This is a genomic window from Candidatus Symbiopectobacterium sp. NZEC135 (genome assembly GCF_025962695.1).
Window position 1 is genome coordinate 21116 of sequence record NZ_JAGFPF010000052.1, and the last position, 8243, is coordinate 29358.

4 protein-coding genes are annotated in these 8243 nt (G+C 47.8%); all 4 read left to right on the plus strand.

Features of this window, described 5'->3' with window-relative positions; translation table 11 throughout:
* The first annotated feature begins 180 nt into the window (after window positions 1-180).
* From zorA1 to zorD, 4 genes are read left to right on the plus strand one after another with little or no spacing between them, the layout of a single operon-like run.
* A complete protein-coding gene (gene zorA1 / locus J5224_RS19055) occupies window positions 181-2370 on the plus strand; it encodes a type I Zorya anti-phage system protein ZorA1 (protein ID WP_264626852.1) in 2190 nt (729 codons plus the stop codon).
* A 13-nt stretch (window positions 2371-2383) separates the two neighbouring features.
* Complete coding sequence (gene zorB1 / locus J5224_RS19060; protein ID WP_039308225.1) at window positions 2384-3121, plus strand: type I Zorya anti-phage system protein ZorB1; 738 nt, start codon at window positions 2384-2386, stop codon at window positions 3119-3121.
* Window positions 3121-4803, plus strand: coding sequence for a type I Zorya anti-phage system protein ZorC (gene zorC / locus J5224_RS19065; RefSeq protein ID WP_264626853.1), 1683 nt, complete (start codon window positions 3121-3123; stop codon window positions 4801-4803). Before zorB1 ends, zorC begins: the two co-directional genes overlap by 1 nt.
* Window positions 4803-8045, plus strand: a complete 3243-nt coding sequence (gene zorD / locus J5224_RS19070; protein WP_264626854.1) for a type I Zorya anti-phage system protein ZorD — start codon at window positions 4803-4805, stop codon at window positions 8043-8045. The genes zorC and zorD overlap by 1 nt, the downstream gene beginning before the upstream one ends.
* Window positions 8046-8243: the final 198 nt, after the last annotated feature.

Consider the following 8243-nt stretch of genomic DNA (forward strand, 5'->3'; position numbering starts at 1 on the left):
ACTAGATCACCGTCTCGCTTGTTTATCCTACTTTTATCATTCATTCCTTGAACGGCAGGAGCCATTTAGGGCTCGCGATGCGGTAACGACCATTGCAGCGTATAAATTTTGATTAAAGGTAATCAGAATGTTGTCGATGGTAACTCTGATCACAGATTAATATATTAAACGGATAAAACAATGTCCTGGCTTAATTCCCTCTTAGTGACACTTACGTCTGTGGAGCCCCACAAGGTGCCTGTCACTGTTATCGGTCTCGTTAGCTTTGCAGTCGTTTGCTTTATTTTCTTTTATTTGATCAGAGCCATTAGAATTGTGAATGGCCTTAAAAAATACACACAATCAATTATCAGCGTTGAAAACAATGCTCCAGAGGCCCAGCTTGAACATCTTAAGAACCTGTTTCAGCGGCCTGGACTCAGGCACGCGTGGAATGAGTTCGAAGAGTCGTTGCACCCGCAGCGTGAACTGAGTAACGGGGAAGAAAAAATCCTCCGTATTCGCGCCACTGCACCGAGTGCCAGTTTCTTCTCGGATCAACAATTGATCGATATTCCTTTAAACACCGAATTCTTCAAACACCTGCCCGGAATTCTGACCGGTGTGGGGATTATCGGCACCTTCTATGGTCTGATGATTGGTCTCAACCACTTCGATCCCAGCACACCAGAACAGGTCACCAGTAGCGTCAATAATCTGCTGCACGATGTGCTGTATGCTTTCCTGGGGTCTGCGTTCGCTATTTTTGCCTCCATTCTTGTCACCTGGTTGGAAAAGCTATCTATCGCCAAGTGCTACAAATATCTGGAAAAATTCACTGCTGCTCTGGACTCTCTTTATGACAGCGGCGTTGGCGAGGAATACCTTGCCTCATTGGTAAAATCCAGTAATGAAAGCGCGACTCAGGCACGTCATCTGAAAGAGAGCCTGGTTACCGATCTCCGCGATATGTTGCTGCAACTAACCGAAAACCAGAAAGTTGAAAATGAGCGTCTGGCCAATACATTAAGCACCACTTACCGCGAATCTGGCGCACAATTTGCCGAGCAAGTCAGTGGTGCGATTGAAAACAGTCTGAAGTCGCCTCTGGATAAAATTGCCGGTGCCGTCCAGACAGCCAGCGGCGATCAAAGCGGTATGGTGCAGAACATGCTCCAGGATGTGCTGACAGCATTTATGGCGAAACTCGACACCACTTTTGGCCAGCAGTTCACTAATCTTAATGAAATGATGGGGCAAACTGTTGGCGCGATTCAGACAATGCAAAACGGTTTCGCCACGTTATTACAGGACATGCGTCAGGTGAGCGATGATTCCCGCCAAGGCAGTGCACAACTTATCGAGCAACTGCTATCAGAGATGAAATCTGGTCAGCAAGCGATGCAGGCTGGTATGAATGACATGCTCACCAGCCTTCAGGCTTCAGTGGCTAAGATTGGCGCGGAAGGTGAAGGGGCCGGTGAGCGTATGGCTCATCAACTGGAGAAAATGTTCGCCGATAGCGAAGCGCGAGAAAAAGCACAGGCAGAGCATATGGCCGCCTTTATTGAAGCCATCCAAAACTCGGTGCAGCAGGGACAGAGTGCCACAATGGAAAAAATGGCGGCCTCTGTCGAGGCGCTTGGTGAACAGTTGGGTAGCTTGTTTGGGCAGATCGATAAGGGTCAGCAACAGATTTCAGCGAATCAGCAAGCGAATCAACAGTCCTTGCACGAACAGACACAGCGAGTGATGAGTGAGGTAGACGATCAGATTAAACAACTGATCGAAACTGTTGCCAGTCAACATCAGGGAACGACTGAAACACTGCGCCTATTTGCGGAACAAACCAACCGACAGATTCAGGATATGCAAAATGGCGCGGACAAAATGCGTGTTGCAGCTGAACGCTTTGAACACGCAGGCGATCGGGTATCGGAAGCAAATCACCTCACTGCTGATGTACTGAATAAAGCGCAATCGGCGGGCTCATCGCTCTCTCTTGCCACCAGCGAACTCACCTCTGTAGTGGCCGATTATCGTAACAATCGGGAAGCCGTTAGCAAATCCATTGCCATGCTGGAATTACTCGCCGCTAATACGCAGTCTGAACAAACCACACGTAACCAATTTATCGCCGATCTTAAACAGCACGGTGAACGCTTGCAGGGCTATAACCGGGAAGCACAGGCTTTTATGGAAAATGTCAGTAACGTGCTTGGGAAAGGGTTTGAAGACTTCTCTGAAGGTGTTTCACGTAGCCTGGATAAAACACTGGGTAAACTTGATGTAGAAATGGCGAAAGCGTCCAATCTGCTCGCCGGTTCTGTTGAACAGATTGGAGAAAGCGTCAGCGAGCTTGACGATGTTCTGTCACGCGTGCGTGCCTGAGGGGTGACTGCTGATGTTTGGAAACGCATTTGGCGTTAAAAAACGCCGCAGCGATGAGGCGGAGAAACCATTCTGGATTTCCTATGCCGACCTGATGACGGCTATGATGGTGTTATTTCTGGTCGTTATGGTGGCGTCGCTGAGCTCTGTTACACAGCGCATTCAACGTGTGGAGCAGGGGGAAAAAACAAGGGGGCAGGATATATCCAAATTGTGTGAGCGCTTGGAATTGCATGCCCGCAACGTGAATAAAACTATTGTTGTAGATTGCCACGATAACCGTATCAGTTTTGGCGAAGCCGGGCGTTTCGATCACAACCGTTTTTTCCTGAACGCTGAAGGGCAAAAAGCACTGCAGGATGTTGTTCCGCTGGTGCTGGAAGCTGCCGACAGTGAAGAGGGCAAAAAGTGGTTTAAGCAAATCGTCATTGAAGGGTTTACCGACACTGATGGCTCATATCTGTATAACTTACATCTCTCCCTACAGCGCTCTGAATGGGTGATGTGTAGTCTGCTTGATAGCCGCAGCCCACTGCAAAAAGGTCTTTCTGCAGAACAACAGATCCAAATCCGTAAGCTTTTCCTTGCGGGTGGCGTCTCCTTCAATAATGCCAAGGAAAGCAAAGAAGCTAGTCGTCGCGTCGAGTTACGTATGCAGTTCTTCGGGCTTAAAGATAAACGTAATGGGGCTGATGAGGTAGATTTCCCGCTTGTGGTTAATAAAGAAGTTTGTCAGTTGGTAATGCCCTAATGACGCCGGCACTCAATTCTCTTTCTCAACGTATTGCCGATAGGCTTTCTTCCAGTCAACGGGATGACCATTATCTACGTAATGATTTCCATACGTTGGCTTCCGTTGCCCACGATATGGAAAAACGGTTTGATAAGGCAGAAAGCATTCCCTTACCGCCACAAGAAATGCGTCTGGCGGCTCTGCGTCGCCTTCGTCTTGCGGAAGAACTATCGGAACGAGAATGGCGGATGGTATTTTATGGTCTTGCCGATAACGATCCGTCATATCCTGACCAGCCAATCCTGCTGGAGGATGATGTATTTTTTCCTGAGGTCGACAACGCTATCAAGAAGCGGTTGGAATCTAATGCGTTAAAACGCAAGGATTGGGCGGCACTTTGTTCAAGCTATTTTGCTTACCAGCATGAATCACCCGAGACAAACCCGCACTGGTGCGTATTGCGGGGGCATATCGCCCGGGGTTACTTCGTGGTGAAAGCCGCGATACGACGAGAAAAATCATGGATGAAAACCATTGAGTTTTATCATGACATTTTTACCCCACAAGCTGGAGGCGTGATATCCAGGCAGTTACTTGCGGGTGAAAGCAATTCACTTTCAGCATTAGAGAAAATTGCGCAAATCCCCGATAGCAGCTGGTTGTGGAAACGTATTTTTACGGTGCTTTTAGCACAACTGGATACTCTTGACGCTCCCCAGTTTCTGGAAAAAATCAGCTGGTTATTGGGTTTGGCTGCACAGTGGGTACGTTTTCGTGATGACATCATGGCTGCGACCCTGACTCGCTATTATCATTCCATTTATCGCGATCAGGCACATTCAGCGCTGAAGCAGGCTGCGCTGGAATACTGGGATAATCCCCAACTGAAAAGCCAGCAAAATAAGTGGCACCGGTATGTCGCCGAGCCGGTCGCTGCGATGGTGCGGGGATGGCTGGCAAAACAAGACCTGACACATTTCTTTGAACTCTTGCGCGGTAATGGCGATGTCGATCAAGCACGATTGCACTACTGGCTCCGTTTCGCCAATCAGATGGGATTTACTCGTATCGTCATGGGGACTGATGCCCGACAAGATCGTGGTAGCGACTTTGTGAAATTCCGCGACGAGAATAAGGGACGACTCAGCTACTTACGAGGTGGACGTAGCTTTGATAACGCTATGATTATGCAGATCAACGATTATCTGTTCGTTGAGTTTTCCGGGACAGGAAATGCGATGTACGCCTATAGAATAGGTCACGCGCCATTTAATCCCGAATCACGCACGCTGGATATTAACATTCATCTAAAAGACCAAGGGCGCTGCGTACTCAGAATGCCTCATGCACCTCGTGCTGAGGGGTATAACAAAGTACGGATAACGGGTTGGATGTTGAAATACGACGACGAGCTGCGTAAGTTGGGTATTCGGTGGATGGCGGAAGAACCCGTTAAGTTTGTCGATAAGAAAACAGACTCTCCTGCCTCTCTGTCTGCCATTAAAATCATCAATCCGTTGCGTGATACGGCCATTCAGCGTCTGGTTGAAGGGACTTCATGTGTCGTCAGCGATAATCGACAAAAAGGTGGCGTGCTGTCCGTACAACTCAATACACCTGACGACACCCTAGAAAGGGAGTTGTTACGACTAGGCTTTGCGCCTGTGGCTAAAGAACCGCATCGTTACTGGATCAAATAATGCTGAAACGCCTGCTAAGTAAACTGACGGGAAACCGTCAGCAGATAGAACGCCACCTAAAGAATAAATACCAGGTTGAAGAAAACGGACTCAACTTTCCGCTATCGCTGGTTGATGATTCGCAGCTTTGGGCATTGGCGTCCTGGCTAGAACAATTGGCTGAAGAAGACTATCTGATATCACTTACAGACCGGTGGTTGTTGAGTTGGGATGCATTGTATCGCCTGCTGGAGGATGAGGAACATGCCAGCAGCCTGCCTCTTATCGGTGTACCTGAGATACTGCCTTTACGCGCAAGCCTGAGTTCACGTGGTGCATTAAGTGACCGTGATTTTCGCATCTGGATTGCTGAATGGGTCACGCTTCCAGCCCGCAAGCCGATCCGTTTCAGTCGTACCGGTGCCATTTTAACCCATGAAAACCAGCAACATTTGGTATCGCGGGAAAATTGGGCACTCTTACAGGCAACTGAACAACTCAGCGCACAGCAAGATCAGACCCCAGGAGAAACCACTAACCAACTGGGATGGGCCGCTATCCGCAAATGTGCAAAACAAGCCGCAGCAAAATTTGATGATTATTTAGAAAAAACACATGTCGTCAAACCAACTTCATTGTCATTACGTCTGCGTAAATCAACGGTTGCTGATACTGCTGTTATCGAAATTGAGCCCCATTTCGAGGACCAGCCAGCTAACTGGCTAGGCAGTTTTGACAAGAATTCGCAGGTTCATGATAGCTATCGTATCCCTGGTGAGAATGGCGAACTTAGCCACGTCATCATCCCTCCCGAAGTGAAAGAAGTCCTAAACTCAATACATTCGATCCCTGGTCGTCGAGTGGCCGGAAGCGAAGCGCTTTCTTTTGTTCGTAATCCCTATACATTTTTGGGCGAAGATGCCGCCAATGTTATTGCCCCCGAGGAACATGAGCAGGCGTTGTTTGATGCCAGGATTTTCTTCCATCATTTCAGGTTGATACCCCAACAGAATGCTGAGAATAAGATCGAGGAAGTGACGCTAGTACTTGAACCAGTTTCACCTGTTCCCCAGCCAGCGGTCACTTTTGTGTTCTCAGCCCCCTGGCAGCTTGAAAAATTTATACAGCAACTCGGTATTAGCGTTGTAGCACAGATGCCTGCAGGCTCCTGGCAAGGTTACGAACTTGAGTTAAGCCAGTTCACTGAACAACAGTGGCTCGATTGTCAGGCTCTACTTACACGCTGGCAGCAAGAAATTGAAGGAAAAGAATTTAGCGATGTGCTGGATATTGGGAAGTATGGCGATCGGGTGATTGGCATTGGTGAATTTGAAAAAATCTCCTCTCCCTGGCTGACCAAGGCGCAAAGTGAAAACTGGCTTCCAGATGACATCGATTTCTCCGCATTTTCAGTCGAAACACTGGCTGGCTGGCAACCTGAAAATCTTCACCATTTCGGTGAACTTCAGGAGAGCATTGCTCAGGCAGAAGCTGCAGGTGAAACACATATCACTACACCATGGAATGACAGCGAATTACTGCTGGATGCAGCTAAGACCTTCAGTAAGAACTGGGAAAAACAGCAGAGCGCTGAAAATGAATCTCAAGATAAAGTTGTCGATAAAGCGGTCCGAGCTGTACTCAAAATTGAGCAGAATATTGAAGAAGCGGCCTACATCAAACAGCGCCGCGATTCACTCCTCAATGCGCGTCATGCAGAACCTGAAATCCCTCTGAGTCTGAAAGAACATATCCGACTCAAAGATCATCAACGTGAAGGCGTTGCCTGGCTCCAGCAACTTTTCCTTAGTTCACCTGAGGAAACTGCGGGTTGCCTGTTGGCGGATGATATGGGGCTGGGGAAAACGCTGCAAATTTTGAGCTTCTTGGTCTGGTTTATTGAAAAATTTCCGCAGGAACCGCCAAGCCTTATTGTTGCCCCTGTCTCTCTTTTAGATAACTGGGAACGTGAGCTGGACAACTTCTTCTACACTGCGGGTATTCCAGTGTTGAAATTGTATGGCGAGACGATTAAAGCGGTGAAATACCCCAAACAGGCTATTCCTGCTCATCTGCAGTTTCAGGGGATCAAAAATCTGCTTAAACCTGGCTGGCAAGGTGAGGCGAAAATCATTCTGACGACTTACGAAACGCTTCGCGATCAAGAGTTTTCTCTGGCGCGCCAGCCATGGTCCATTATGGTGTGCGATGAGGCACAAAAAATAAAAAATCCAGCCGCGTTAATCACACATGCTGCCAACGCGGTACAAGCAAGGTTTAAAGTGGCGTGTACCGGTACGCCCGTCGAAAACACACTTGTTGACCTGTGGAGCTTATTTGATTTTGCCCAGCCAGGATTATTAGGGGCACTAAATGAATTTGGTAAACATTATGTTCGTCCTATTGAGAACGACGCTGGCCGCGATACGGAACGACTGGAACGTTTGCGGGCACTGATAGAACCCCAGACTTTACGCCGAACCAAAGAAGAGGTTGCGCGGGATTTGCCTCAGAAAATTGAAGTAGAAAACTGCAAACAATTGACGTTGTCCGGCGTGCAAAAACAGCTCTACCTTTCGTCTGTTGCAAATTGGCAACAGCAGCAAGCATTGAGCGAAGGAATGCAGCAGGCCGGAGCAGGTATGTTAGGTTTGTTACACCGACTGAAACTCATTTGCGCACACCCTGCAGTAGTTAATCCAGAGCCACGTTTTCGTGATAACTCACCTAAGCTTAACTGGCTGTTGAAAATACTCGAAGAAATAAAGCATACCACGGAAGATAAGGTCATTATTTTTACTGAACTTCGAGACTTACAGCGTGAACTTCAACATGCAATCTATCAGAAGTTTGGTTTCCGTACAGTCATTATTAACGGCGATACCAGCACTAAAAGTAGTAGCCAGAATAGTCGTCAGCGGCTGATCGATGATTTTCAGTCTCAGTCAGGTTTTGGAGTGATTATTCTTTCTACGGTTGCAGTTGGATTCGGTGTTAACGTCCAGAAAGCCAATCATGTTATTCATTTCACTCGTTGCTGGAACCCAGCCAAAGAAGATCAGGCAACAGACCGGGCGTACCGAATTGGACAAACTAAAGACGTGTATGTCTATTATCCGACGGTGAGAGACACTGAAATAACCACATTTGAGGAAACTCTGGATGACCTTCTGCAGCGTCGACGTGCATTGGCCAGAGATATGCTCTGCGCTACGCCTGACTTGAGTGGTGCAGATTTTGAAGTCCTTTTGAAAGGGGCGTAGATGTTTAAATTGCGTTATTACCCCTGTCGGCTTCGATTCTATGCTGAAGCCAAATGTAAGATCATATTCAACGATGTGTCGTTGTTGAGACAACAGCTTCGCTAGGGAACCTGTTCCAGGAGTAAGCGTCCAGTCAGCACCGTCTGGTTTACTGCATCAGGTTCTGTAATTTAGGTGTCCACTTAATTTTTGCAGGTG